The organism is Pedobacter sp. MC2016-24 (assembly GCF_015223055.1).
Taxonomy (GTDB): domain Bacteria; phylum Bacteroidota; class Bacteroidia; order Sphingobacteriales; family Sphingobacteriaceae; genus Pedobacter.
Genome location: NZ_JADFBX010000001.1, coordinates 899412 through 925025 on the forward strand (window position 1 = coordinate 899412; position 25614 = coordinate 925025).

Below are 25614 nucleotides of genomic sequence, written 5' to 3' on the forward strand. Positions count from 1 at the left end.
AATAAAATATTATACAAAACTTAAACAATAATAAATTTAACAAATAATGCAAAATATTAAATAATATCTCAAAAATTTGGTTTTGAATGGGAACTCAAATTTTCGCGGCTTTAACTTTATACTTTCTAACCCAAATCACGATTAAAGGAACTAAAACCACTGATGGAAGTAACCAGGCAATATAACCCGGCAATGCCGTATTGTTAACGACCAGGAATGCCGTCAGTGTAGCAATATACGCACCCGTCATCCGTTGGATGTGCGCAAGGAGCCAGATATTGGAAACCGTAGCTTTACCGCTGAAATTTCTAAAGTCGGTGCGCACAAATCTTAATCCGATCGCTCCAAAGACAATAAATACGGCTCCGAATACATTTTTATGAATCAAATGGTAGATGCCAAAAATAAGGAATGCCAGGCCAAAAAGCAGCATAAAGCTGGTCAGCACCCAGTCGATCCATTTGGGCTTCTGCCCATTGGAAAGGTTTTTCAGATACAGGTATCGCGTACCGGAACACACCATATATAATGTAAAAACACCTACGATGAACAGAAAGTAATTGGGATGCAGAACCGACAGTACAAATGCTGTTGCGCCTACCAGCAACATGCTATACAGAAAAGCCAGGCCAACAATGCGATGCCTTTTACCTCCTTTTTTTGCGATGATGTTGATTGTTCCGGTAGTTAATCCAATTGTTCCTGCTGCAATGTGCAACACCAGTAATGTTTTAAATAGTACGTCCATTTTTGCTTAGTTTTTGAATACTGAGCAATGTTATCGGTAAGAAATGAAAGGCTAAAATTTCAGGGATGAAATGCATGCTTTTGTGACGAAAAACACGCTTTAATGAGCTTTGTATACTGTCTGGATACGTAAACCTCCTTGTCGGATCCTTTAATTATCAATCGATAACCCTGTGCATTTCCTTTAACGCCTTCGATAAAATCCTTGTTGACGATGAAAGCACGATGGCATTTCATCATTTGCGGATAGCTGGCCAATTCTGTTCCGGCGTTAGAGATACTGCTGCGAATGGTAGTGACTGCCATTGAACCATTTTTGCGCGTATAAACCTGGATGTAATTGCCTTCGGATTCAATAAATGCCAGATCATCAACCTGGAGGCTCAATTGTGTTTTGCCATTTTCGGCAGTTAAAACAACAGCCTGGGCCGGCGCTGCGGAAACAGGAACAACCGGAACCTGCTCGTTTAAAACCTGGGCAGCGTTTTTATGGAGGCGAAGCAGTTTGTTTTGCCGCAGCAGAACCAAAATGGTGATGGGAATGAGCCCGATAAAAAAAGTATAAATCTGAAGCGTAAGCAAACCCGAGAGGCTAAATGGAAAACCGCTGATCAAGCTATAGGTATATGCATAATTTGCCAGTCCCAGGCAAAAGACCGACCAGCAGGTCCAGCCAATTTGCCGGATTACATTCCAGTGCAGATCGGAAAACAACCTGAGCACCAGCAAGCCGTTAAAAAGCAGGGTTAGGCAGCTGACCAGGCCGTAACCGGCCAGGAACAAGCCAAGGTGACTAACCGAAACGCCTGAAAGGCCAAATGGCTGCAATAAGAGCATCAGTAAACTGATCCCTGCGCCAATGGTTAGGGCTGTGGGTATGATACGCTCTGGAAGCGGAAATGGTTGTTTTAAAAAATTGTTGAAACGCACTTTAAAGGATAGGTTTTGATCGTTCTTATCGATTCAGAAAATGATTATTTTAATAAGTCGATTATTGTTTTGTTGTTCATTTTTTTTGCCAGTTGAATGGGTTTTAAGCCAAAACTTTCGGTATCACCGCAGTCAAAGGTTTCGGGTTTACTTTTGTCTGCTCCTTTATGGATGAGGTATTCGACCATTTTGGCATCATTGGCCTTGATGGCAATGATCAAAGCGGTCTCACCCGAACAGTCGTTATAGTCTACATCTGATTTGGAAAGCTGCAACAGATCAATTACCTGGTAATCGTGCTGCTTAACGGCTGTTAAAAAGTAATTTAATTTGTTACTCAGCTCGCCAAGTCGCGGATCTGCACCCTTTAAGAGGAGGTATTTTGCACATGCGTAGTTTTTACTGGCTGCTGCCGCGCTAAAACTTCCAGCGGGTGCTTTATTGATTTCAGCACCTTTTTCATGTAAGTATCTGACAATATCAAGGAAACCTTTTTCGGCTGCTACGTTGACCAGCGACAGGGTTTTAGGGTTTAAATTAGCCCCGCCTTCGGCAAGGGTTTGGACAAGCAGCAGGTTGTTTTGCCAAATGGCAGCCTGCATAGGGAGAATTTTATTTTTGGGTTCAGCATCTGCCGGAAATTGTCCTGTTTTGATGAGTTTTAAGGCCTCGGCAGTGCGGTCGGCAAATACTGCATCGTAAAACTGATTGATGATTTCAGGACTGGGCTCTGGATTTTTTGCTGGCCCGGAGCATGAAATGATCAATAGTAAGAAAAGGAGGTAGCCATATTTCATGGCCTAAATATATCATTCCTGTGGATTTTATCAGCCACAGGAATGATAAAAGTTGCTTAAAATCTTTTTCCAATACCAATGCTGATCAGCCAGGGATCAATTTTTGTATTTGCCACCACGGTTGCACCACCAGCAACGCCCGGTTGTGTGGTTATTGTAGCATCTGTTCTCAACCAGATCTTTTTTACGTCGACATTCAGGAAGAGGTTTTTGGCGATGTCAAAGTCACTACCGACCTGTGCAGCAAAAGCAAATTTATTCTCGTAGTCGGTTTTAGCAATAGCGGGACCGTTTTTAGCACCGTAAAAAATCGTATAATTTACCCCCGCTCCTATGTATGGTAAAACGCCTTTGGCAACCGGTGCATGATATAAAAAGGTTAAAGTTGGTGGCAATAGCCATACTTTGCCTACGTTTACATCGCCCAGGGCAGTTTGGGTTGCCGTTATTTTATGGCGTGTGGTACCTAATATTAAATTTGCCGAGAAGTTTTTGGTTAAAAAATAAGTAAAATCCAATTCGGGAATTACCGTTGTGCTGATGTCTGCAGAGCCACCGATTGTACTAATGGTCGCGCTGGCGTCAGGAGCAACTACTGTTCCGCGTAGTCTTACGCGCCACTCCCCTTTTTGTTGCGCAAAACCTGTACATGTTGCACTTAATAAAAGTGCGAGTATCCATACCTTTTTCACAATGAAATCATTTAAATTATGGTCAAATGTATTCAGGACTGCCCAGCCCTCAAGTGAGCAGCAGCAGGTTTTTCTATGATCTTGATCATGAAAAAGGGGTTTGAAAGGCTAAAAAAGGCGTTATTCAGCGTGAAATAAAAGTTATTTCAATTTAAACAGCCTAATAATCAGTATAGATGAGGTTATGGGCCTGTTTTTTATTTGTGAAACCGGTTCATATTTGTACTTTTGTCGCGGAGAGCTGGCAGAGTGGTCGAACGCGGCAGTCTTGAAAACTGTTGACTGTAATAGGTCCGGGGGTTCGAATCCCTCGCTCTCCGCTGAGTAATTAAAAGCCCAACATTGTTGGGCTTTACTGTTTATAGTACTTTTGCATGCACTCTTCGGTGTTCTAACGCTCACCTCCCATGCTTCCAACTGTGCTGATTGACTTCTCACAAGATATACTTTAATTCAATTAGATATTACTCCAAGCCATAATAAGAATTACTTACACTTATATCTTTAAGAAAATATGCATTGAAATGAGGACTCCACTTATTTCGAATTTGATTTGAAACCGATGAGATTAAAGATATCTTTTGATATGGAAATACAATAGTTTTGTTTAGTAAACAAAACTATTGTATTTCCATATCAAACACTTTTTTTATGATACTTCTAAGCATGGTATGATTAAAGCCCTGGAATTATTTAATATTAAGGAAGGGGCTTTAATCACTACTTCACAAAAAGATCAATTCGAAAAGAATGGAAAGATCATTCATGTAATTCCCGCCCATGAATATTTATTGATATAATTTTTTTGAAAGTAAATTAGCGCAAATCAGTGGTTTTAAAAAAAATGAAATGCAGGGGGTAACAATCATCGGCTCCCCTTGATATACCAACAGAACAACATTAAATTTTACTTAAAACCCTGAAATCATGAAATCATTATTAAAAGTCCTGACCATAGTCTTATTGTTCTCGATAGCCTACAGCTGCAAAAAAACAGACACCATAAAAGCGGAAGAAAATGCGGCAATGAGCAAACCAAAAAACGGAACCGGCCCTGTCCGCTGGTGGCGACATAGAAATGCAGTTAACGGTTGCACCGGAAGCGGGGTATATTGTATTCCCAGAAAATTATTCAGCGAGGCTGAATTAACAAGCTACGTTCCTTCCGAAGAAGATGAAGTGCTGACTGACTTTGCGATCAGTTTAGAAAAAAATGTGATCCAGATCAATCTGACCGGAACAAAAGGAAACTTAACGGCCAGTACCGTAAAGGCTTTCAGCGATAAAAAAATAGAACCCATGGGTAATTACCTGTCTTACGAATTGCTGGAACCGCTCTTTAATGCCATTAAACTTCCTGCCCCAAAAGAAGGAATAAGTATTAAAGCCAGTGAACAATCTTACCTGGTCAACGAAACAACCTTTGAGGGAAAAAGGGTAAGCATTCTAGAAGCCTACGACAAAACCAACATCACCATTGAGGGCAAAACTTACCAGTTGCTGGTCATCACCACCAGCGGAAAAGGTGCCGGCAGTCCAAAACAGGCAGGCTTTTAAGCAATTCTGTCAAATACAAATGGAGAAAACCCGGTTTAGGCCGGGTTTTCTCCATTTCACTAATCCCCCTATGTATCACCCTCAAATCCCCATCTCCGGCTTTGTTTATATAAACGAATAAAAAAGCTAAACAGATTTACCAAATCCGAAAACCCAGCGCAGCATATGCTATCAGTACTTCTCTCCGTTTAACTCTGGAAACCTGCTTGGCATTTTCCAACATTGAAAGATTATCTAATGTGAAAGATTCCTAGCATTGGAAAATGATAGCATTTGGCTAAACCAACAGCAACTTGCTGTACTTTTCAAAACAGACAGAACCTCATTAGCTAAACACATTAGAAATATAGATAAAGCTGGAGAATTAGAGGAGATATCAACCTATGCAAAATTTGCACAAGTTCAAACAGAAGGCTCAAGAATTGTAAAAAGAGAGGTGATCCACTATAATTTGGATCTTATCATTTCAGTTAGTTATAGAATAAATTCAAAATTAGGTACCCAATTTCGCATTTGGGCTAATAAAATTCTGAAGGTATTAAATTTGGTGACAGAATTCTTCAGGAGAATAGAGGCTTCTGAGAGGCGTTAATTTTGAAACTGACACAGTTTAAATTATCGGAACTCGTTACACTTCCCTTTCCTTCAGTTTCGCTTTTAGCATATCTGTGATATAATATCCTCCGATCTTAGTACCGCCTTCTGTAAAAGCTATAAACCCAGCTTCACGCAATTGTCTAATATATGATTCCAGAGTCTTTGCATGATATCCTGTTATCTTTACGTATTCAGGTATCCGATTGTTCTCGTGTTCTATAATTGCTTTTAGTGTTCTCGCTATCTTATCTCTCTTCCTTGTCGTTGCTCCCTCAATTGCTCCCTCAATTATTTCTTCGATTGCTTTCGCGTTTATGTTGACTTGTCCTCCTGGTATTGCTATTTGTCCTTTTAGCGCATCTTTTCTATTTTTTGCTTGAGCGTTTGCTCCCTCATTTGCTTGTACGTTTGCTCCCTCATTTCCTTCTACTTTAGCTTCTCCGTTTGCAATGCTGCCTAAGTTTTCTGTTGTATGTTTGGTAGCTTCATTCCCTGTGTGGGCTTCAACTGCAAACTCCGGATGTATGTGGAGCGTAACCTGGAAATAAGACCTGTCTTCATCCGTATCAAAAACTGGCGCTGGCGATCCATTCATTTTCATAGCTTTCTTTATTCGGGGAATACCTGTGGCTTTTCCTTCAGTTAAATCCAGTTCTTTTAGAAAATCTCCAAGCCTCCTGTTCCGGTATCTCCTGGGTATGATGGTACCACTCTTGAATGCGATTGGCTTGATGCTGCGATCCGGGCCTCCATAATTGATGACCATGATATGATCAGGGTAAATCCTCACCTCCACCGGCTCCCGCTCCTGGTAATCCCGGTGATATAATGCATTCGCAATGATCTCTTCAAAAGCTTCATAAGGATAATTCCAGACTTTCACACTCTCTGCCTGGCCAGCGATCTTTTTGGTCTTTTGCTTTAAGATATTTGTTTTAAGGTACTGAAGGGTTTGACGGATTTGATTGGGTACAGGTCCGACAATCGCTGGTACTTCAAAAAACTCAGGGTCATCAGCACCATTCGGAAAGTTAACAATTTCAACCCTGGTACTGGGAAAGTACTTTTCCGGATCATCAGTAAAGAGCATCAAGGCCACATTCCTGGGATGCACCAATTCAGGAGGGCCGCTTAAAAGTTCCATTAGTGCCAGTACGTCTGTTTTAGAATGCTCATCTGTCCACTCCAATAACCTACTATTGGTCTGCCTCAGATGTTCTTTTAAAAGCGTAAAAGAGATATCATTGGTATCAACTTTAGTATTTCCCCTGTCATCAAATGGAATTTTATTGGACAGCGCAATCAGTTCTTCTCGCTGCTCTTTATTGGCAATGACCGAACTGGCCATGACACGAATATAATAGTGGTACTTTTTATCCTTGGCCTTGATCTCATCCGGAACTTCATATGGTCTGGAATTGCCACTAAGTGCCCAGATCACTAAAATTTTCTTGCCGTCATATTCTTCTATGCTCACCTTCGCATGATATGCCGGGTTGATCAGATTGTTGAACCCGATCATATCTTTTTGGATCTTATCAATTTCTTCCTCATCTACACCAGCGATAGGCAATACCGGCCTTCCATTTTTCTCTTCAATCCCGATGATGATATAACCACCCCCAATATCATCAAAGTCATTTGCAAAAGCACAGATACTCCTATATACAGAACCGGGGTTCCAGCCTTTTTTATATTCTATTCGCTCATCTTCTACGATTCGTCCTGCTATTAGATCGTGGATGTTGATATGTAAGGGCATAGTTGTATAATCTGTTTTTTAATAGGAGTAAATGTTCAAAACAAAAATACCTAATATCTATAATATTAGGTTATTGTCATCTGCTAATAAAAGGTACAATCTCATTAATTGCTATTCCTGATGGGATGAGTTTGTAAAAAAAATGGAATGCAGGGGGTAACAATTATCAACAATTGAGGGCAAAACTTACCAGTTGCTGGTCATCACCACCAGCGGAAGAGGTACCGGCAGTCCAAAACAGGCAGGCTTTTAAGCAAGTCTATCAAATACAAACGGAGAAAACCCGGCCTAAACCGGGTTTTCTCCACTTCACCAATCCCCTGCTTTTATGGAAAAAACTGTACCAGATTATTAACTTGCATGTAGTTAATTTTATTCTCGGTCTTGTTGGCCAGATGTATGCTTTGCACTTTTCCGCTTGAAGTAAACTCGTCTGGAATTTCGATTTGCAGGGTACTCCTATCACGATCATTAGCGATAAGGTATTCTTTTGTTTTCGAATTTCTCATTGTCACAACCGGATAAAGATCGGTACCAGGCTGGGTTAGCGCTACCGGTGCTGGTGGCGTGATCTTTATAAAATCTGTCCACTTCCCAATCTCAATGTTACTTGCCAAAGGAAAACTCGTCGTTTTTACGACGACCAAATTGTTATCGACATCGTAATAATATTCCAGCACATCAATCGAAAGATCAATACCCGCACTGCCTTTTGGCGCATCATAATAAAAATTAATGAGGTAATCTTTCCCTTGTGCAACCGGATAATCATAACGGGGACTCAACGTAGTTCCGTCAAAATAGAACTTGGGTACAACGTTATTTTCATCAGTAATTTTGAACTTTTGTTCGTAAATTTTTTGTCCCGTGCTTTTTTTTCTGAATTCCATTGTGGTGACCTCATTTTCAAAAGCAATGCTGGGAGCCACAGACCCGAGCGTAACCCAGCCATAATAGTCGCGCACTTTAACACCATCGAAATATTGTTCTATGGTATCACCAAGTACATATCCACTCATTTCAAAAGGTTTTAATGCTTTTATTTTAGGAAGTAAAACGGTTCCTTCTTTTTCGCAGGCGCTGAAGATTAAAATCGAAACGAATGCGAGGATATAGGTAATTTTTATTGTTTTCATTTTGCTGTGCGGAATTAGAAGTTATAAGAAAATGACAAACTGAATGTCCGGCCTGTATAACGCGTAGAACTCTGTCGGTCGCCAACTTTTCTGTTCGTTTCCGGATCAGTATATCCCGCTTCAAATTTCTCTGAGAAGCCTTCTTTGTAGCTATATTTATCATTCCATTCCAGGTTGAGCTCGTTTTCTGTCCCCGGTTTTTGTTCGTAGGTGCTGGCGTCATTAATGAAATACCTGAACGGTGCATTGAACAGGTTGCTCATGTTCAATTTGGTCTCCATTTTCCCTTTTAAAAATCTGTAGCTGATCTGTGCATCCATTTGAGCGCGCGGCCTTTCGTATTCAATCAAATCGGGACTAATACCAGTAATGAAGGTTTTGTAGCCCGCATAATTGTAGGTAAGGTTCAGCCCAAGCTTTTCGCCCGCATATTGTATACCTGCATTATAAAGCAATGGAACTTGTCCGTAAAGGGCGCGTGGGTACTTCTGGTAGATGTAATAAACTGAATCGGTTTTGTTGGGAAGTGTTTTGGTTTGCAGCTCGCGTGCCCTTACCGATGACTTTTGCAGGGTAAGGTTCCCGCTCAGGTAAACATGGCTCAGGAAAGCAGCATTGTCGCTAATGAAACCCAGGTTTTTACGCAGTTCAAATTCCCATCCCTTTACCTTTGCCCAGTCAGAATTAGAGATGATGATATATCCCACGCCATTGTTTTCCCGGTCTACCCTGTAATATTCTGCTGGTTTATCAAAATACTTGTAGAAGTAACCTACAGATAACAATTCTCCTGCCCCGGGGAACCATTCGATCTTCGCATCATAATTGTCGATAATGGTGCTTGATACGCCGCTGCTTTTTACGTACGAACCATAGTTTGGATTGAAACGGGAGAACCGTGAATTCTCCATTAATCCCGGCCGTACCGCAGATTTGGCATAAGAAGCACGCACATTCAGGTCTTTTACCGGTGTATAGGTGACATTTGCTGATGGCATAAAATACCAGTCTTTTGCCTCATCAAAAACAAGTTTGCTAGCGATGTCACGTAATAAACTTGCCGAATTTTGAATGGTGTCAAGTCTGAAATAATCTGCCCTCAGCCCATAAACCACGCGTAGGTTTGGCAGCAATTTATGGTCCATCATCATAAAAGCACCCTTGTTTACGCTTTTGGCTTCGAAGGCATTGAGCGAGTATCTTGCCGGAAAATAAAAGATATTGTGTCCATCATCTTCCATTCCCATGTAATTGCCCCATTCCTGAATAGGAATCTGATTGATTGGAACAGTAGATTTACTGCTCATGCTGATCGGTAGGATGCCCCAGTTATAATCCGCATGCTTTTTCAGGTAATTTACACCTGTTTTAAAAGTATTTGCCGTATTTCCAACCTTAAAATCGTAGGCTGCACTAAATGTGGCATCAAAGTTCTTTTCCTGATAGATGTACTGATCCCGGTGCACTTCACCAAAACCAGGCTCAGATGCGCTATTTGGACCATAGCCGGAAAAAGGCGCTTTATTGACGATTTCCCTACTGCTCAGCTGTGCGGCCACGGCATCTTGCTCCAGTGATTTTAATGATGTCCGTGCTGCGCTCCATTCCAGTTTAATGGCATTGAACCTATGCGTACCGCTCACCTTGTTCTGCAGCAGGTCGGTAAATTTAGGCCGGTCATCCTCTTGTGTGGAAGGGAATTTTTGAGCAAGGTCATCCTTCGGATTTTCATGCGTCCATCCGGTAATACGGCTAAAACGATTGTCAAAAATACGGGTATAAAGGTTGTAGGTATTGATCTGATGATCTGCGGTTTTAAAGCCACCATTGACCAACAGGCCCCAGGTGGTGTTAAACCCATAAATATTGCCGGTGTTGATATCGTCAGGATCATCTCCCCTAACGGGTTGCTGGCTCCATCTTCCCCTGCGCATGCTCGCAATATCATCATTGTTTTGCGTATTCCGGTAGCTTAACGAGGCTACAAATCCGATTTTACGTTGTTGAACAGTATCCAGGGCGTATGTTCTGCCCAGACTTAACTGGTAATTTTGTGAAGGCATGGCTTGAAAAATCCTGGTTCCTAATCTTTCGGTACCACCAATCCTTTTGTTCTGTTCGCCAATCTGCGCCGCCTTGATCGTGTTCTGCTCATCGGACAATGAAGGATTATATTCGCCAAGATTATACAGCCCTTTTGGAAAATGGTTACGTGTACCGTCGTCAAATCCCAGATAATCGTATTTGCCCCTTCCGTAACCCATAAAATCTTTTCCGGTAGTAATGCTGTTAAATGAGGTACCGGCACTGATGGATAAAAAATTACTGTTGGGTACTGATTTGGTGGTGATCTGTACAAGGCCACCTGCAAAACCGTAAGGCATATCTGCGGTGATGGATTTGGCCACAACAATTTGCTCTACCAGGCTGGTGGGTATGAGGTTAAATTCAAAATCACGTTCCTGCACATCGGTACTTGGTAAGGTACTTCCGTTTAACAGTGACACATTATATCGTTCGGCAATACCGCGTACCACCACTTTTTTGTTGTCTGTGGTACTTACTCCGGTAATGCGTTTCAGCGTTTCACCTACATGTTTATCGGGCGTAGCACCAATCTGCTCGGCCGAAATTCCATCAGAAAGGTTGGAGGTATTCTGCTGCAAGGCATACAGACTGGCTATGGAAGCTTTCTTGTAGCCAGAAGTTACTATGACTTCCTTCAGTCCTTTGGAATCAACTTTTAAAACGATGTTTAAAGGCGTGTTTTTATTTTCATTGACCAGTACACCAGTTACCCGCTGGCCCTGAAAGGAGATATAACTGAACTCCAGGGTATAACTTCCAGGCTGGAGGCTGATGTTGTAGCGCCCGTTAGGATCGCTTTGTACAATTTGTTTGGTTTCTATGATTTTGATGGAAGCACCCGGCAATGGTTCGCCCCGCTCATCTGTGACTTTTCCGGAGATGTGGCCAGGCTTTGGAGGGATGGCCAGTTTGCTTAGGGCAATGAGGTAGCCGTCCTGGCTGAACTCCAGTTTCTTTTGCTGTGCGATTTCCGCTAAAATAGCGTACAGGGTAATTGTTTGATCTGTCAGGCGTATGTTGCCAATCGCCCCGATTTCGTCTGTAAGGACAAAGTTAAAATCTGATCTGTGCTCAAGATCGGCCAGAATGTCCTTCAGTAATAAGCCTTTTGTATTCACGGAGAGCCTCACCGCTTTAAGGTTTTGAGACTTTACTCCAGACGCCAGTATCACTCCCGTAAAGGTGAGCGTGATAACAGTGATCAGAAAAGTTAATCTCGACATAAAATATAATAGTTTAATTACACTTCTTTTTGTAGAATTGTACATAGTTTTTTTAAATGATTATTTTGTTCGTACTCAATGATTATGAAAGCTTAGCGGAGCGGAGGAGGTCAGATGCCTCCGTTCCTTCTTTCTCTTGTTGATATGGATTATTTTTTGCTTATGGCATAGTCTCCTTTCTCGTTTAATTTTACATATTTAAAACCTACTGCCTTTCCAAGCATTTTAAGCACCTTCTCCAGACTTTCATCTTTTTGTCTCAGGCTAATCTTCCTGTTCTTAAGCGCGGCTGTTCTAATCAGGATACTTACCCCATACCATCTTTCGAGGCGTTTACAGACTGCCTCCAGTTTTTCATGCCTAAACACCAGCACTCCTGCCTGCCAACCGGTATAATCTGTAGGGTCGACTACCCGCATTTCCGATTTTTCTGTTAAAGTATTATAAACCAACTGTTCTCCTGGATGCAACATCCAGGTATGTTTGCTGCTCGGGTCCGTTACCCCCACCTGGCCACTGGCCACCACCACTTCCATGTGATGTTCGGCCTGGTCATGTTTTACATTAAAAGAAGTTCCAAGTACCTGGACACTGAGCTTTCCGGTGCCAACAATAAAGGGCTTACGCAAATCATGGGCTACATCAAAAAATGCTTCCCCTTCCAGAAAAACGGTGCGGGTACTGTCGGCAAAGTGCTCGGGGTAGCGCAGTGTACTGGAATTGTTCAGCCAGATCTTAGAACCATCTGCCAGGCTGATGATCTTGCGCTGGCCTGCAAGTGTGATTACTTTCCTATAATTTAGTTTTGCACTGTGCCGGCCCTCCATTTGTTGGTTGTAAAAAAATAGGGCGACAGAAAAAAACAGCGCCAGCGATGCGGCAATACTCATCACTGCCCGCATGCGAAACCTCAATTTATACTTTGGATCAACCTGATCTTTTATGGCGGTAAGCACGTTGTGGTTCACCTGCTTCAACAGCTGAATCCTGTTTGTCTCTTCCAGGTCGAGGTCGTCTGCTTCATTAAACGAATAATACCAACGTAAAACCTGGCGTTCTTCTTCCGGGTTACATTTTCCGTCCTGGTATTTTTTAAGCAGGGCTTTGGCCCCTGCCGGCTTGCTTGTTGTATCCATTCAGCCTTATAACCCTAAAAAGAACCGGCAGGTACCGTTAAGCAATCATGATGTTTGTGTTAATTTAACGTAAGGCCGAAAGTATCGCCGCTGCCACGGTCAGGTAATGCTCCTGCTTAAGGGTAACACGCAAACGCTTAAGTGCAAATGAAATGTTATTTTTAACAGTTTGTTCTGATAATGATAGCGATTTCGCAATGTCGCTGACAGAGAGGGATTGCTCCCTGCTCAACTGAAACACGGCCCGCATTGTGGGTGGCATCCGATTGACCTCTGCGGTTAACAGGTCGTTGAGCTCGCGGGCAATCAGCACATCCTCGGCAGGAAAATCGTATTGTTCTTCTTGTGCCAGCAAAACAGATTCCCTGGCTATCTGCTTTTGCCTTTTAACAATCCAGTCTATGGTTTCATACTTTGCAGCCCTAAAAAGATAGGGATAAATGGATTCTTCTGCATATACAGAGAAACGCTTGTTCCACAAAGAAATAAAAATGTCCTGCAAAATTTCCGCAGCATCGTCGGCCGACTGGATCCTTCGGGAAATGTGCCTGAACAACACATGATGATAACGGTTCATCAGACATGAAAAGGCCTGCTCATTATTTTCCTGCATTAAAGACAGTAACTGCGAGTCAGACAAATTATTCACAATGCAAACCTACAAAAGCTAAAACTACCGGTAGGTTAACTTTATGTTAAGGTAAAATTCTTTGTACCCGGAAATTCAATATTTTTATTTTGTTTTAAGATACTTTTTTCTAGCTTTGCAGCCTTTCATTTAAACAATTCCAAAATCTCTTAAGAGATTTGAATGTTAGTCAAATACAGGAATTTTAAAGAAAGCCTCCTTAGCTCAGCTGGTAGAGCAACTGACTTGTAATCAGTAGGTCATTGGTTCGATTCCGATAGGAGGCTCTGCAAAAGATTATGCTCCCCCCTGCTTCTCCAGTTTTTTCAACATGAGCATAATCTTATCCAGTTTTTCCGTTTCAATATGATCAAGCCGGGTCATGAGCTGCTCAATTTCCTTTTTTGCCTCCACATTGGTCTTATAATCGTTTTCAGCCTGTACGCGGTCACGCTGGCTCTGCCGGTTCTGGGCCATCATAATGATGGGTGCAGCATAGGCCGCCTGGGTTGAAAATAGCAGGTTCAACAAGATGAATGGGTAGGCATCCCAATGTTGAACGAAAGCAATTACATTGAGTCCCATCCACAAAGCAACTGCCAACGTTTGTATCATAATAAAGCGCCATGAGCCCATGCCATTCGCTACAGAATCTGCAAGCCTTTGACCGAAAGTAGATGATGCCGTATGCAAGTCATGCCAGTTTTTACCTTGTTTCATATTGAGATTATTTTTCTAAATATAGAGAATAATTAAAGCAGCCTGGCGATAAATAAACGGTCAAATAACCCCGCAGGCTTGCCTGGCAATGCACTGCGGGGATGGCAACCGCTAAGTTACAGCTCCTTATCATCGAACATTTTGGCGTCGCGGGTATTTTTTTGTACGGCAATGGCAGCAAACATGCTTAAACAAAATGCCATCGCGTAAAAGCCTTTTTCACTGAGCGTAATGTCTGCATTCCATAAACCAATTGTCAACAGGATCATTGAAGCGATCGTAGCAAACCAGCTCAGGCTGTAATAAAGGTCTGTAACAGCGAGTCCCTCCGACCTGTCCCTGACACTTTTTTGTACCGAGATTACTGCGAATAAACCAAACAATAAAATGGTGAAGTAATACCCTTTTTCGTTCAACTCCATCGTGGCATTCCACAAGCCAATGCAATAGCCCACCCCTCCTGTCAATAAGGCAAACCAGGAAGCACCAATAAATGCTGCAGTCGGTTTAAACGGGTTTCTAATTTTTTCAGCCTGTTTTACGGCACTTGAATTTTCTTCTGTTCTTTGTTGTAGCGGTTCCATATTATTTTGTTTTAGTAATTAATATGAAGCAAATATGTGATGTAAAACAATGCTATAAAAAGCAGATTTTGAGAATTACTGACGATATTAACTGGCATTTATTATACCTTTACAGCCATTAAAACCCCGATATGGATGCAATTCAGGAGCTGATCAATTTACTCAATAGTAGCGATAAAAGACTTTTCAGGCAGTTTTTACAGCAAAAAAACAAAAGAGATGATGTCAAAAACCTGCAGTTATTCGATTTGATAGAAACTGACGACATTGATGGCTTAAAAAAGCTCTACAGTCCGGCAAAAAACAACGATGCCTACCATGCTTTACGTAAAAGACTGCAGGACAATCTGCTGCTCTTTTTATCTCAGAAAACCTTTGAAAGCAGCCATTCTGAAACCCATGACGCGCTGCGCCTGGTTGTGGTAGGGCGCTTTTTGCTGGAAAATGATGCGGTGAAGATCGCGTTTAAATGCTTGAACAAAGCAGAACATTTGGCTGAACATTTGGAGCAGTTTAATTTGTTAAATGAGCTCTTGCTTTTAAAACTGCAGTATGCACATTTGCCTGGCGCAGAAAATCTGGAAGCATTGACTGCACGTTTCCTGCGCAACCAGACGGACATGCAACGCGAAGCTAAACTCAATATGGCCTACGCCTTTTTGAGGCAGGAATTGCAGGAAATACATCTGAAAGGGAAAATTGTCAACTTAACAGCCCTGATCCTGACGACCATCCGGAAATACAAAATTTCTGCACAGGACCTGATGACGTACAAGTCCATTTACCAGATTCTTTTCATCGCCAATGAATACGCAGCGATCCAGCAGAATTATGGTTTGATTGAACGCTATATCAAAAGAACAAATCGATTTATGCAGGAGCAAGTGCATAAAAAACAATCCTATCTTTTTTACCACATCTCCATTTTATATTTTTTGGCAAACTTTCACCTGCGCCGAAAAGATTTTGCAAAAAGCACATCCTATCTTAAAGAAATGATGGATTTAATGGCAACAGACAGCCGTTATGAAAAGCTGTTTTATCTACGCCACCAGTTACTTTCTGCGCTAAACTTGTTCTATACCGGCTTTGCTGAGGATGCGATCGCATTATTGCAGGAATCCCTCTCCCGCACCATGCAATCGTCTAAACCGGAAGACATTGAGGACTTACGCATTTGCCTGACCATGTTTTTGGCCTTATGTAACGACCGAAGCAGTTTGAAACAACTGACTTTACTGACTCGCAGCGATGCCTGGTATGAAAAAAAGATGGGCATGCTGTGGACCATCAGAAAAAATCTGATGGAGATTTTAGTACAGGCGCAGTTCGCCAATGTCGAACTGGCCATATCCCGGTTAAACAGTTTCCAACGCCGGTACAAGAAGTACTTATTGAAGACTTCGGAGGAACGCGTATTATCGTACCTGAAGCTTGTTGAAAAATACCTGCTCAAACCCGATGCAGCTTTGGAAGTGAACTATAAAAAAGCGGTCTTAGCGCAGCTGAACAGCGCAGAAAACAACGACATCTTTACGTTGAGTTTCATTGCCTGGTTGATTGCCCGACTGGAGAAAAAGACCGCTTACCAAATTGTTTTGACCCTTTATTGAAAAACAGCCTTACCCAATTGTTCGTCGCCAAGATAAACCCATACCGCCCCTTTTAAGTATTTATTCAATGCAGTATGCATATCCTGGAGCTTAACCTGATTGATGACAGACACTTTGTTTTCATGTAACTCATATCCACCCAGCACCTCTGCATCGCCCAGATCATCAACAATTGAATTGGAACTCTCCTGATCTCTGTAATATTGATTGCGGTAGTTCTTCTTCATGCCATCCAATAAATCCTGGCTATAACCTCCGGATAAAATACGCTTGTATACATTAACCATGGCCTGAAATGCTTTTTTCGGTTGTGTCGTGCTCACATCCATAGCAGTATAAGGGATCTGTTGTACGTTTACCCTGGCCCGGGGTGCATAAGAAAGTCCTTGTTTGGTGCGGACTTCATAATATAAAAAACTGCTTAAAGCATTAACACCCAAAATAAAAGGATAATGATCCGGATTGTTTAAAGCCGGAGCATTCAGTATGCAACTCAGGTAATTGGTAGCCAATGCACGGTTCTCTGCAAAAAAACGCTCCCCCTCTAAAGGTTTTTGTATATAGGCAGCTGCTGCATAGGGTTTGGCTTTAAGGGTGCCAAATGCTTCTGCAATCTTTTTTTCCAATGCTTCCTTTGAAAAATTGCCGGCAATCACCAGGAACATCCGGTTCTTATTCAATAAAATGTTATGGTAATAGTTTTTTACACTGTCTGCCGTAAAACCACCCAATGTTTTTTCGGTACCCAATGGATCAGTGCCGTAGGCATTGCCATTGAACATGACGGCGGCAGACATTTGATTAATCCGGCTTTCCGGAGCAGACTTGAGTGCATAAACCGAAGATATGGCCCTCTCTTTTTCCTTCTGAAATTCTGCAGGATCGAAGACCGGATTAACAATGGCAGCGGCAAATAATTTCCAACCCTGATCAAAGTATTTGCTGATGCAATCCATACCGATTATGCCATAGTCGCGCTTTGATCCGCCTTGAATTTCAATTCCATATTCATCAGCCAATTCATGATAATCATCTACTTTATAATTTGTAGTACCACACGTTGCCGCAGCCGAAAGTGCTAAGTTTTCAATCCCGCCCTGCTCAGGATCATAATTCATTACGCCACCCTTGTAATACATGCGTATGCTGACCGTTTCTTTTTGTGTTGGTCTGAAAATTACTTTAAGTCCGTTGACATCAAATGACACCGTCTTATACTGCGCAAATGACGATAAAAAGCAAATCGACAAAAGCATTAAAAATAAATATCGTTTCATGATTACCGACTAAATGGATTTGAAAAATTCTTGTGGTTTAACAGATTGAATGGTAGCCTTATCCAGCATCATCCCAGCGCAATAGGGCTTATCTTTAATGTATTCCCTGACATAGTCGAGCAAATCTTTCCGTGTAATTTTATTTAAGTTCTCTTCATAATGGGTATAATAGTCAACCGAAGCCGATGCCCACCAAAAGGAAAGTAAATGTGCATATTCTGAAGTGACCTCCCTACGTTTTACCTGCTCAATTGACAACAAACGCTTGGCGCGCTCGATCTGAACGTCGGACAAATAATCATCTTCATCCCAGCGGGAGATCTGCTTCAACACTTCCTGGTAACACTCCTGAATTTTACCCGGGTTCGGACTAACCATAAAACTGATCGGCCCTGTATATTTCTGCGTATAATAATTGACATCTGCTTGCTGGGCAAGGCCGGAATTGATCAGGGCCTGCTTCATTTTTGAACCATTCTGATTCACGATAAAGGAAAAAACATCAGCGGCATAAGTTGCAGGAATATCGTTCCTGGTGTCTGGGCCATGCCAGCTGATCAGCAGGTAAGGAATTGGGGTTTTGTCTGATTCTACGATATAATGGTCATGCTTGGCCAATGGTTTCATTTCCGGAATGGGCCATTTTTCAAATGGATCAAAATCAGAACGCTTCCAGCTGCCAAAAATTTGTTAGGCCTGCGCAAATGCTTCTTGCACATTGACATCTCCGGCAATCACCAATAAAGAATTGTTTGGCCAATAATACTTGGCCTGTATCGCATCCATTTTTGCAGGTGTAGCTGAAAGGATCACATCATGATTGCCAATCACATTTTTTCGTGAATAATTATCCCCCCACATGTGTCTTGAGTTTGCTTCCATCAAAGCAAACAAAGGACTGGATTCATGCCGCGTAAACTCGGCATTTACAATCTCGTTCTCCTGGGTCATTTCTGCTTTGGCAAACTTTGGATAACGTATGGCCGAATTCATAAACTTCATCCCCTGCTTCAAATTGGCAGCAGGCAATGTAAAATAATAATTGACTACCTCTTCCTGTGTTCTGGCATTGGAACTGATGTCCAATTCGTTGCTTTTACTGGTAAAACTGTCATAACTCGGATAGTCTTTATTGGCCTTGAAAAACAAATGCTCATACAAATGACTCAGCCCATTGTAATCAGCTGTTTCAGTAAAAGAACCATTTCGACAGGCAATCTCGATGGTAACCAAAGGCACTGTACTGTCCTTAACAACCAGGATTTCCAGACCATTGGGTAATTTTTTGAATTGCGTATTTGCTGCAGGGGCTACCTGGGCTTTGATTGTCCCCAGACACATTAAAGATAATGTGGTAAATAAGAGTGTGAAGCGCATAATTTATTTAGCTAATTACTAGCCCTAATTAACCACATTTACGCCATAAAAACAATTTTCGTAACCCAAAAACCGGCAAAGGTTCATTTTTATGATGCAAAGCCATATTTTATTAAATATCTGCAATAAATATTTTTAAAGAAGTAAAACGCATAAAAAAACATTTGCGTAGTTAAATAACTACACTTATATTAGTAGTCAAATAACTACACGATGAATTTAAGAAGGGACGTATTTCAAGCCATAGCTGATCCGACCAGGAGGGCCATATTGCTGCTGGTTGCCTCACAATCCATGACTGCGGGTGCAATAGCAACAAATTTTGATACGGCCAGGCCAACGGTTTCCAAACACCTGCAAATCCTGACCGAATGTGAACTTCTGGAGCAAAAGCAGAACGGCAGGGAAGTATACTATCAAACCAACGCTACAAAAATGAAAGCCATAGCCGACTTCATTGAGCCCTTCAGGCAAATGTGGGACGAGCGTTTTAACAAACTGGAAGCCATCATGAAAAACCATCAATCCACCTAACAGCATATGGAACAAAAAACTAAAGTCAACGCCGAGGAAGGCAAGCAAGAAGTAGTGATTACCAGGACATTTGAACTGCCTGTGGAATTGCTTTTCAAAGCCTTTGCAGAAGCTGATATTGTAGCCCAATGGATGGGTACCAATGTACTGAAATTAGAAAGCAAGCCACACGGCAGCTATCAGTTTGAGACTAAAAATGCCAAGGGGGATGTGGTATTCCGTGCCAATGGAACAATCCATAGTTTTGTGCTGAATGACCAAATCATCCGGACTTTTGAAATGGAGAATACGCCTTTTGGGGTTCAGCTGGACTTTCTGGAATTTAAGAAACTGAGCGACAACAGCAGCAAGCTGGTGATGCGCAGCGTATACGAATCGCAGGCTCAAAGAAACCAGGTGCTGCAATTGCCTTTTGTACAAGGCATCAATATGGCACATAACCGCTTACAGGAAATTGGAGATAAATTAAAATAATTGATTATCGTAAAATAACATAGCATGAAAAGTGATCAAAAATTATCAAACGAACACCAGACCGAATTAATCGGTGTATTGAAAAAGCGGTTTGAGCAAAACATCAGCCGTCATCAAAACGTAGCCTGGGAAAAAGTACAGGCCAAACTGGAAGCCAGTGGCGAAAAACTCTGGTCACTCTACGAAATGGAACAAACAGGCGGCGAACCGGATGTGATTGATTATGATGAACACACGGATGAATATGTTTTTTACGACTGCGCCGCCGAAAGTCCAAAAGGCCGCAGAAGCCTGTGTTATGATCGCGAAGCACTTGACAGCAGAAAAGAGTTTAAGCCGGAAAACAGTGCCGTTGACATGGCTGCTGCGATGGGCATAACACTGCTATCGGAAGAACAGTACCGGAATTTGCAGCAACATGGAAAATTTGACACCAAGACCTCCAGCTGGATACAAACCCCCGCTCCGATCCGGAAATTACGCGGTGCTGTATTTTGCGACCGCCGGTACGATACAGTGTTCCTTTACCACAATGGCGCTGAATCGTATTATGCAGCCAGGGGGTTCCGTGGTTTACTCAAAGTTTAAGGTAAATATCACTGGGGCTTTAACCTCGTAAAAAAGGTTTTGTCCACAAAATCATTCGTATGGGTCAGCAGACCTTTACACTGAAACAACAGTCTTTTATTTTTAATCAGCATCTCGCAGTCGGGGGCATGATGATCATCTTCGGCTCCGGGCATTTGTAATGTACTGCCCTTAATGTGGGCTTTATAGGCATCTGCATGTCCCCGTTTTTTAAAAGAACCTGTCCAATCGTTAATCAGTACCTCGCCATTGTTTTCAATCGTAATGAAAAGAAAACGTTTGGCTTGCTGATTAAACCAATACCCATCAAAAAGATGTTTGGCCTGTTTAATTTCTGCCTTAGATTGCGCTTTTACACCCTGTTGTGTAAACACCAGCAAACAACAACAGATGATGATCCGAATGGCTTTCATTTCTTTACTGTGATGCTCCTGCCGGTAACCAATAAAAATTTATAAACCCGGTATAAGCCATCATCAGAAATTTCAATTTCTTCAACAAGGCCCGTTTTACTAAAAGTATCTGTCACCAGATCGCCTTTTTTAACGTCCTGCAACACATCTGAAGGGGTATCGTTGTTCAGTCTTATCATACCGCAAATAATAAAAAATAATTGGGATAAAACAGCTTTCGTATATTTAACCTCAAATCTGAACTATGAAAGTAGCTATTTACCTCAGCGGTCTAAATTATGATGTTTTCAGAAGGGGCTAAAAAAACAGCACTTTATACCTGGTATCTTTTGCTGGTTTATTTCTGTTACCTGATGTTGCTGATTACGCTGCAGTACATACCCGTAAACTTGCAGGCTGCATTTTTAAGCATCAAAGAGGATGTGGTGGGAAGAAGGTATTATCAGATTGCTTTTTTTAGTCACGTTTACACCAGCATGCTCATTCTCCTGGCCGGAATGATTCAATTTCCGGCACAATTGAGAAAAAGCTACCCTGGCTTTCACCGCTGGTTCGGCAGGTTTTATGTAGCGGCAATTCTATTTGTTGCCGGCCCCGCCGGATTGGTGATGAGTATACATGCCAATGGTGGTTTAACTGCGCAACTGGCCTTTTCCATCTTAAGTATACTTTGGATTTTGTTCACCTATAAGGCGTTTTATGCAGCCTATACCGGTAATATCCGCGCCCATAAAATCTGGATGTACAGAAGCTATGCTTTAACTTTATCGGCATTGAGCCTAAGGTTATGGAAATGGCTGTTTGTTGTGCTGTTTGAACCCCGGCCCATGGATGTTTACCAGGTAGTAGCCTGGTTGGGATGGCTTGGTAATTTACTGATTGCCGAACTGCTGATCTACTATGTCATCCAAAATGCTAAGCCTGCTCCTCAATAAGCTCTTTGTTAATCAATGCACCAGCCTTTGTTCCTGCGGCAGCAGCTCCTGAAACAGATCTGAAAGGCGTGCAATTGTCTCCGGCAGCATATAAACCAGGTACACTCGTCCGCTGGAAATCGTCGGTTTGAATGAAACCCTGTTCGTTCAGGGCACAACCCAGCTGCGATGGCAATTCACTGTGCTGTTTAAATCCAACCCTTGCAAAGATGGCATCCAAAGCAATTTCACGCCCGTCTGCGAATACCACCGATCGCAGCTGCCCGTCTTCATGTATAAATTCAGAAATTTCAGTTTCTACAACAGTAATCCCTTTATCTTCCAGTTTAGCGCCTTGCACCGCATTAAGTGTAGACTGACCATTGGTAAACAACATCAGATTTTCACTCCAGTTCCTGATAAACAAGCTAAAATCAAAACCCGCATCACCATTGGCCAGTACAGCTAAGGCCTGATTACGCACTTCATACCCATGGCAATACGGGCAATGCAGAATGGAAATACCCCAACATTTTTCAAATCCTTTAACCGGCAACATCTCGTCCACAATCCCGGTAGCAAACAAAACCTTTTTGGCAGTAAAGGTTTCACCCACTTCTGTTTTTACCATAAAACCTGTATCCTTTTTCTCTAACGCAGTTACCAGTCCGGCCTGGATTTTTACAGATGGATAGGCCAGTACCTGCGCCCTTGCCTTTGCAGCAATTTCAGCAGGCTTCTCACCATCCTGAGTAATGAAGTTATGGGAATGCGGCGTTTGCCGGTTACAGGGCCGCTGACTGTCCACAATTAAAACCTCTTTTAAAGATCTGCCCAGGGTCATAGCAGCCGACAATCCAGCGTAGCTCCCACCTATAATGACCACGTCAAAGCTTGTTTTATTTTCCATAGTTTTTTCTTCAAAAGTAGTGATTCATGCAACACAGTTGCAACTTAATTGCATTATTGACATTCAAATGAAAGTGTCATCCAATGAAAATCAATTTCAAAATGGAAACGACATCTTTAGCAAAGATGTCGTTTCCATTTGGTTTAAAACCGGGTTACCTGCTCTATTCGGTAGTTTTTTACTCCGGCTTCCATTTCCCAGCAAACTTCAGCCCCCTCGGCATAGCCGATAATAGCTACACCAATTGGCGATAAAATGGATAAGGTATTGTGCTTATTTCTGGCTTTTTTAGGTGCTACGAGGGTATGTGTTACCTCCTCGCCGGTTTCAAGTGCTTTAATCCTTACTCTGGTATTTACTGTTACTACGTTTTCAGGAATATCTTTATTTAAAATCTGGGTAGCATTGCGCAGTTCCAGTTCCAGTTTTTCCTGGTTGTATTTACTAAGTTTTCTTCTTCTGATGTGATCCTTTAAAAGGTCAAACAATCCGGTTGAAATAACAATTGAGTTATTGTTCATGATCATGATGTTTAAATTGAATAAATAAGGCAAACCGAGCCCCAGCCTGAGTAAAGGAGAAATAAGAAAATGAATTGGGCTTATATCCCCCAAACCTTTTGAAAAGGCTGGGGCCTAAAGAATAAAGTCCTTACTACTTTTTAGTAAAGCATCGCCAAGTGCGGCATGAAGACAAACAAAACGGCCAGATTTCAATACAGCATGACGCAATTTTGATGCGAGCTGAACATTAAATAAAAAATTTAAAGGCCTGACAGGATTCATTGAGCTAAAGATAGCATCTGTAAGCCATTTAAAAGAAAATCGGTGAAGAACACACTTTAATATTACAGAATTATGCTTTTCCAGGTAATGTAAAGCCGAATAATACCTGTTCAGCGGCTACTTTTACCTGAAACTCTCCTCCATTCTGGTACACAAACTCGCGGCATAAATGAAGACCAAGCCCCACTCCTCTTTCGTTATCCGTACCATATGCAGGCGAATAGGCTTCCCCGGCATTAAAATGTTCTACATTTATTTTGGCTATATCCGAAACCGGGTTACTGACACAAACTCGGGCAGAAGTACCATCGGCGTGTACAGCTATAGTTATGGTGTGCCGAAGCGGAGTAAATTTGATGGCATTGTCAAACAGGTTACGCAGCACCAGCTGGATCTGGTTGGGATCGGCGTACACCCACAATTCCTGGGGGGCAGCCAGAACAATGTCAATAGACTTACGCCTGCTGAGTGGCTGATAAACGGACATCAGTTCAGTTACAACCGAATTTAAATCAAATAACTCAGGTCGGGCAGTCACGCCATCCATCTGACTTTTGGCCCAGTAAAGCAGGTTATCCAAAGTAGTATGGATGTTTTCTATATTCTTTCGGCTCTCATTCAGCAGCATTTTGAGCTCCTCAAAGTCAAGCGCATTCATGTCTTTTAGCGAAAAAATACTCATTAAACTGTTAAACGGGCTACGTAAATCATGTGCAATGATCGAAAAAAGCTTATTTTTAACTGCGTTGGTATGTTCAAGTGTTTTAACCGTCTGGTCCAGTTCAGCGGTACGTTCTTTGAGCATACTCACACTTTGATTTAATTTCAATGTACGCCCCTGCACCAGTTTTTCCAGGCGCGCTTTTTGCGTATTAACCAAACTTAAATTCTGCTTTCTGATGTCGTTAAATCTTGCTCCCAGGGCAAAAGACAACAGCAAAAGCTCGATGGTAGTTCCGGCTGGTACGATATAAAACGCAGCGTCTGTGTAGGGAAATACACCGAATAAAATCAACGTGATCCATAAAATAGATATGCTCAAAAAACCCCAGGCCAGAATGTAATATAAAGCAGGTTTATGTCCGTTTAGATAGGATTTCATCCCCGCAAACCACAAAAATACACTCGAACCAAATATGAGATATCCCACAAGTCCGGCAACAATTCCCTTGTATCCGAATGCGCTCATTAAAAACACGCCCCCCCAAATACCAATTACAACCTGGTAGTAAATCATCAGTTGCGGTAGCTTGCGCTTTACATCCAGGAATTTAATGGAAAAAATGGCCGAAGAGATACAGGAAACACTTAAAAACACATGTGGATAGAGGTTAATGAAACGCCTGAAATCGGCGCCAAAAAAATAACTGTAACCACGAAGGTAAAAGATCAGATAGATAAAAAAAGCACCTACGTATAAGCTATAATATAAAAAGGTATGGTCCTTAAAACTGAGGTACAAAAACAGGTTGAACAGGAACAGAATCATTAGTGCGCCGATATAGAGCGACTCGTACCGTGCTTTTTTAGGTCCGTTGGCAATCAGTGTTTCTGAAGTAGCCAGTTTCATGGGTAACACCAGGAGGTTATTGGTGATTACGCGGATATAAACAGACTGTACACCCGGACTTGAATCTGCCAGGTTAAAGATATAGTTGTTGGAGGCAATTACGGTCGGACTTTCGGATGCCAGGCTACCAGAATGCAGTTTTGCCGGTGTTCCATCTACCGCATTGAAGTAAACATCTATACTTTCAATATTAGGGGCATCCAGCACCAGAAAAGCCTTACTGTTACTTTGGTTAACATATTGAATATTGATCCAAAATGCAGCCCTCCTATTTCCCAGAGAAAGGATTTCCAAATCAGAAGTACGAAATTTACCTTGCTGATCCAGCTTCTTAATGTCATCCAGCTGAAGTTTTTTTGTTTTATCTTCCAGATATCTGACATACTTTCCGATATTCTGATAAGGAAAATTAGCATCCAGATGAATGACCTTTTGTCCAAAACTTTGAGTAATACATAAAAAAACTATAACAAATATAGAGGGGTAGCGCATACATCTGGTTGATTATCCAAAGTTAAGATAAGTATCCAAATTATTACAGCAAAAGAATTTATGTATGTAT

At 41.8% G+C, this 25614-nt stretch carries 26 protein-coding genes and 2 tRNA genes; 9 read left to right on the plus strand and 19 right to left on the minus strand.

Translation table 11 applies throughout. From position 1 onward, the window contains the following. Positions 1-94: 94 nt before the first annotated feature. The 4 genes from IM797_RS04090 to IM797_RS04105 are packed head-to-tail and all read right to left on the minus strand — an operon-like array spanning position 95 to position 3166. On the minus strand, positions 95-748 hold the full coding sequence (locus IM797_RS04090; RefSeq protein ID WP_194125810.1) for a DUF2306 domain-containing protein: 654 nt from the start codon (positions 746-748) through the stop codon (positions 95-97). A gap of 59 nt (positions 749-807) precedes the next feature. Next, positions 808-1677 (minus strand): LytTR family DNA-binding domain-containing protein, encoded by an 870-nt coding sequence (locus tag IM797_RS04095; protein ID WP_194125811.1) that lies wholly within the window; start codon positions 1675-1677, stop codon positions 808-810. A gap of 44 nt (positions 1678-1721) precedes the next feature. After that, positions 1722-2474 (minus strand): ankyrin repeat domain-containing protein, encoded by a 753-nt coding sequence (locus tag IM797_RS04100; RefSeq protein WP_194125812.1) that lies wholly within the window; start codon positions 2472-2474, stop codon positions 1722-1724. 56 nt (positions 2475-2530) lie between these two features. Continuing rightward, positions 2531-3166 carry an OmpW family outer membrane protein gene (locus tag IM797_RS04105; RefSeq protein WP_194125813.1) on the minus strand — a complete coding sequence of 212 codons (636 nt, stop codon included), beginning with the start codon at positions 3164-3166 and terminating at the stop codon, positions 2531-2533. A 235-nt stretch (positions 3167-3401) separates the two neighbouring features. Here IM797_RS04105 and IM797_RS04110 point away from each other — a divergent pair. From IM797_RS04110 to rhuM, 3 genes are all read left to right on the plus strand, one after another. Then, positions 3402-3486: transfer RNA gene (locus IM797_RS04110), tRNA-Ser, on the plus strand. A gap of 607 nt (positions 3487-4093) precedes the next feature. Further along, positions 4094-4723, plus strand: a complete 630-nt coding sequence (locus tag IM797_RS04115) for a hypothetical protein (RefSeq protein WP_194125814.1) — start codon at positions 4094-4096, stop codon at positions 4721-4723. Positions 4724-4979: 256 nt separating this feature from the next. Beyond that, positions 4980-5315: a RhuM family protein gene (rhuM, locus tag IM797_RS04120; RefSeq protein WP_194125815.1), complete on the plus strand. Its 336-nt coding sequence runs from the start codon at positions 4980-4982 to the stop codon at positions 5313-5315. Positions 5316-5351: 36 nt separating this feature from the next. On the opposite strand, the gene IM797_RS04125 is transcribed toward rhuM, so the two are convergent. From IM797_RS04125 to IM797_RS04145, 5 genes are all read right to left on the minus strand, one after another. Beyond that, the gene (locus tag IM797_RS04125; RefSeq protein WP_194125816.1) at positions 5352-7082 is read right to left on the minus strand and encodes an RNA-binding domain-containing protein; all 1731 of its coding nucleotides are present in this window, start codon (positions 7080-7082) and stop codon (positions 5352-5354) included. A gap of 326 nt (positions 7083-7408) precedes the next feature. Continuing rightward, positions 7409-8218 (minus strand): hypothetical protein, encoded by an 810-nt coding sequence (locus tag IM797_RS04130; protein ID WP_194125817.1) that lies wholly within the window; start codon positions 8216-8218, stop codon positions 7409-7411. Positions 8219-8232: 14 nt separating this feature from the next. Then, entirely contained in the window at positions 8233-11529 is a 3297-nt protein-coding gene (locus IM797_RS04135) for a TonB-dependent receptor (RefSeq protein ID WP_194125818.1), read from the minus strand. Positions 11530-11678: 149 nt separating this feature from the next. Next, positions 11679-12665 carry a FecR family protein gene (locus IM797_RS04140; RefSeq protein ID WP_194125819.1) on the minus strand — a complete coding sequence of 329 codons (987 nt, stop codon included), beginning with the start codon at positions 12663-12665 and terminating at the stop codon, positions 11679-11681. A 64-nt stretch (positions 12666-12729) separates the two neighbouring features. Then, on the minus strand, positions 12730-13278 hold the full coding sequence (locus tag IM797_RS04145; RefSeq protein ID WP_194125820.1) for an RNA polymerase sigma factor: 549 nt from the start codon (positions 13276-13278) through the stop codon (positions 12730-12732). A 229-nt stretch (positions 13279-13507) separates the two neighbouring features. Between IM797_RS04145 and IM797_RS04150 the strand changes: the two genes are divergently transcribed. After that, positions 13508-13580: transfer RNA gene (locus IM797_RS04150), tRNA-Thr, on the plus strand. A gap of 10 nt (positions 13581-13590) precedes the next feature. On the opposite strand, the gene IM797_RS04155 is transcribed toward IM797_RS04150, so the two are convergent. Both IM797_RS04155 and yiaA read right to left on the minus strand, forming a co-directional pair. Beyond that, entirely contained in the window at positions 13591-14013 is a 423-nt protein-coding gene (locus tag IM797_RS04155) for a DUF1003 domain-containing protein (RefSeq protein WP_194125821.1), read from the minus strand. Between the two features lie 116 nt (positions 14014-14129). Then, positions 14130-14597 carry an inner membrane protein YiaA gene (yiaA, locus tag IM797_RS04160; RefSeq protein ID WP_194125822.1) on the minus strand — a complete coding sequence of 156 codons (468 nt, stop codon included), beginning with the start codon at positions 14595-14597 and terminating at the stop codon, positions 14130-14132. A 131-nt stretch (positions 14598-14728) separates the two neighbouring features. On the opposite strand from yiaA, the gene IM797_RS04165 reads away from it, so the two are divergent. Next, positions 14729-16210 carry a hypothetical protein gene (locus IM797_RS04165; protein WP_194125823.1) on the plus strand — a complete coding sequence of 494 codons (1482 nt, stop codon included), beginning with the start codon at positions 14729-14731 and terminating at the stop codon, positions 16208-16210. On the opposite strand, the gene IM797_RS04170 is transcribed toward IM797_RS04165, so the two are convergent. Genes IM797_RS04170 through IM797_RS04180 form a run of 3 tightly spaced genes read right to left on the minus strand, consistent with a single transcriptional unit; the run spans position 16204 to position 18864 of the window. Beyond that, on the minus strand, positions 16204-17487 hold the full coding sequence (locus IM797_RS04170; protein ID WP_194125824.1) for a pitrilysin family protein: 1284 nt from the start codon (positions 17485-17487) through the stop codon (positions 16204-16206). The genes IM797_RS04165 and IM797_RS04170 overlap by 7 nt on opposite strands. 9 nt (positions 17488-17496) lie before the next feature. Further along, on the minus strand, positions 17497-18174 hold the full coding sequence (locus IM797_RS04175) for an insulinase family protein (protein ID WP_194126123.1): 678 nt from the start codon (positions 18172-18174) through the stop codon (positions 17497-17499). Positions 18175-18177: 3 nt separating this feature from the next. Further along, complete coding sequence (locus IM797_RS04180; RefSeq protein ID WP_194125825.1) at positions 18178-18864, minus strand: pitrilysin family protein; 687 nt, start codon at positions 18862-18864, stop codon at positions 18178-18180. A gap of 213 nt (positions 18865-19077) precedes the next feature. Here IM797_RS04180 and IM797_RS04185 point away from each other — a divergent pair, with 213 nt between their 5' ends. From IM797_RS04185 to IM797_RS04195, 3 genes are read left to right on the plus strand one after another with little or no spacing between them, the layout of a single operon-like run. Further along, a complete protein-coding gene (locus IM797_RS04185) occupies positions 19078-19398 on the plus strand; it encodes a helix-turn-helix transcriptional regulator (RefSeq protein WP_194125826.1) in 321 nt (106 codons plus the stop codon). 6 nt (positions 19399-19404) lie between these two features. After that, on the plus strand, positions 19405-19872 hold the full coding sequence (locus tag IM797_RS04190; RefSeq protein ID WP_194125827.1) for an SRPBCC domain-containing protein: 468 nt from the start codon (positions 19405-19407) through the stop codon (positions 19870-19872). Positions 19873-19896: 24 nt separating this feature from the next. Further along, positions 19897-20460: a DUF4256 domain-containing protein gene (locus tag IM797_RS04195; RefSeq protein WP_194125828.1), complete on the plus strand. Its 564-nt coding sequence runs from the start codon at positions 19897-19899 to the stop codon at positions 20458-20460. 8 nt (positions 20461-20468) lie between these two features. Here the strand turns inward: IM797_RS04195 and IM797_RS04200 are convergent, their stop codons facing one another. After that, positions 20469-20873: a hypothetical protein gene (locus IM797_RS04200; RefSeq protein ID WP_194125829.1), complete on the minus strand. Its 405-nt coding sequence runs from the start codon at positions 20871-20873 to the stop codon at positions 20469-20471. Then, positions 20870-21052, minus strand: a complete 183-nt coding sequence (locus IM797_RS04205) for a hypothetical protein (protein WP_194125830.1) — start codon at positions 21050-21052, stop codon at positions 20870-20872. Before IM797_RS04205 ends, IM797_RS04200 begins: the two co-directional genes overlap by 4 nt. A 99-nt stretch (positions 21053-21151) precedes the next feature. Between IM797_RS04205 and IM797_RS04210 the strand changes: the two genes are divergently transcribed. Next, positions 21152-21808, plus strand: coding sequence for a DUF2306 domain-containing protein (locus IM797_RS04210; RefSeq protein WP_228098702.1), 657 nt, complete (start codon positions 21152-21154; stop codon positions 21806-21808). On the opposite strand, the gene IM797_RS04215 is transcribed toward IM797_RS04210, so the two are convergent. The 3 genes from IM797_RS04215 to IM797_RS04225 all read right to left on the minus strand — a co-directional run bounded on the left by IM797_RS04215 (position 21789) and on the right by IM797_RS04225 (position 25544). Then, positions 21789-22697 (minus strand): NAD(P)/FAD-dependent oxidoreductase, encoded by a 909-nt coding sequence (locus IM797_RS04215; protein ID WP_194125831.1) that lies wholly within the window; start codon positions 22695-22697, stop codon positions 21789-21791. The two genes, IM797_RS04210 and IM797_RS04215, sit on opposite strands and share 20 nt — an antisense overlap. 143 nt (positions 22698-22840) lie before the next feature. Next, complete coding sequence (locus tag IM797_RS04220) at positions 22841-23218, minus strand: GreA/GreB family elongation factor (protein WP_194125832.1); 378 nt, start codon at positions 23216-23218, stop codon at positions 22841-22843. 334 nt (positions 23219-23552) lie between these two features. After that, the gene (locus IM797_RS04225; RefSeq protein ID WP_194125833.1) at positions 23553-25544 is read right to left on the minus strand and encodes a sensor histidine kinase; all 1992 of its coding nucleotides are present in this window, start codon (positions 25542-25544) and stop codon (positions 23553-23555) included. Between the last annotated feature and the right edge of the window lie 70 nt (positions 25545-25614).